A 1,434-nucleotide genomic window follows, 5' to 3' on the forward strand; every position below is an offset into this window, starting at 1 on the left:
GCCCCCGGCCGGCGCCGGCGCGGGCCCCGGCAGCCTGGCCGCCCGGTCCGGTCCGGCCCCCGGCAACCGGAACACGGGCACGGGATACTCCGGCGCGCGCGGCGGCCTGAGCGGCGGTCTCAGCGACGACACCGCGATCCTCACCCCGCAGAAGCCGGCACCCGACCCCGGCCCCGGTGCCTACGGCGCCCCCGCGGACAACGTCTCCGGGCACACGCTGACCAGTGGCATGCCCGTCGTGTCGCCCAGCCAGAATTTCGCGTACGACGGGGAGCCCGCCGGCACCCGGTCGCACACCCCGCCGAAGCTTCCCGAGCCCGTCCGGCAGCCGTCCGCCCCCGCGAAGCAGGCGAAGAAGAAGGGCCGCAACAAGCCGGCGCTGCTCGCCGTCCTCGTCGTGGTCCTCGCCGGCGGTGCCTACGGTGCCGGCCTGCTCATGAACCACTCGGACGTGCCCAAGGGCACCACGGTGCTCGGCGTCGACATCGGCGGCGGCACCCGCGACGACGCCGTCAAGAAGCTCGACGACGCCCTCGGCGCCCGGATGAACAAGCCGCTCACGCTGTCCGTCGACGGTGACACGGTCCAGCTCAAGCCCGACCAGGCCGGACTCCAGCTCGACAGCCAGGCCACCGTCCGTGCCGCCGCCTCCAGCGACTACAACCCGATCTCCGTGATCGGTTCGCTGTTCGGGCAGGGGCGTGTGGTGGAGCCCGTGATGCCGGTCGACAAGGAGAAGCTGCAGGCGGCCCTGGAGCGCGCCGCGAGCGGTTCGGGTTCGGCGAGCGACGGCACGATCAAGTTCCAGGCCGGCAAGGCCGTCCCGGTCTACGGCAAGGCCGGCAAGGGCATCGACGTCGGACCCTCGCTGCAGGCCGTCCAGGACGCGTACCGCGCCCAGGTGGAGAGCAACACGGTCACGCCGGTGAAGGTCGCCACCACGACCCGCCAGCCGACGATCAGCAAGGCCGAGGTGGACCGGAAGATGTCGACGTTCGCGACGGTCGCCATGTCCGCGAACATCACCATCCGCACGGACGCCAACCACTCCATCCCGTTCAGCCCGCAGAAGTCCATCTGGAAGTTCCTGAGCGTCCGGCCGATCCAGGGCAAGCTCGTCGAGCACTACGACCTCAACGCGCTCCAGTCGCTGTACGGCCATGCCTTCGACGGCGTGACGATCACCAAGGGCGACGGCAGCCAGAAGGCCGTCAGCCCGCAGGACGTGGCCTCCGCCATAGGAAGGGCGCTGGTCGGGAAGACGACCGCCGAACGCGACGTGACCATCCCCACCAACCCCAACTAGCGGGCCCGCCAAGCGCGTCGAGGGGCCCCCGCCCCACCCCCCCGGGGGCCCCGGGGCTTATAAAAAAAATAAGGGGGCCGCGCTATTTTTGGGGTTTTTTAAGGGGGGGGGCGGGGGAATTAATAAGG

Annotated in this window: 1 pseudogene; it reads left to right on the plus strand. The window is 70.6% G+C overall.

The window, feature by feature from the left end:
* Window positions 1-1,306, plus strand: a pseudogene (locus ACFXGX_RS11420) (hypothetical protein); the annotation flags it as partial.
* Between the last annotated feature and the right edge of the window lie 128 nt (window positions 1,307-1,434).

This window comes from Streptomyces sp. NPDC059371 (assembly GCF_042751995.1).
Classification (GTDB): domain Bacteria; phylum Actinomycetota; class Actinomycetes; order Streptomycetales; family Streptomycetaceae; genus Streptomyces.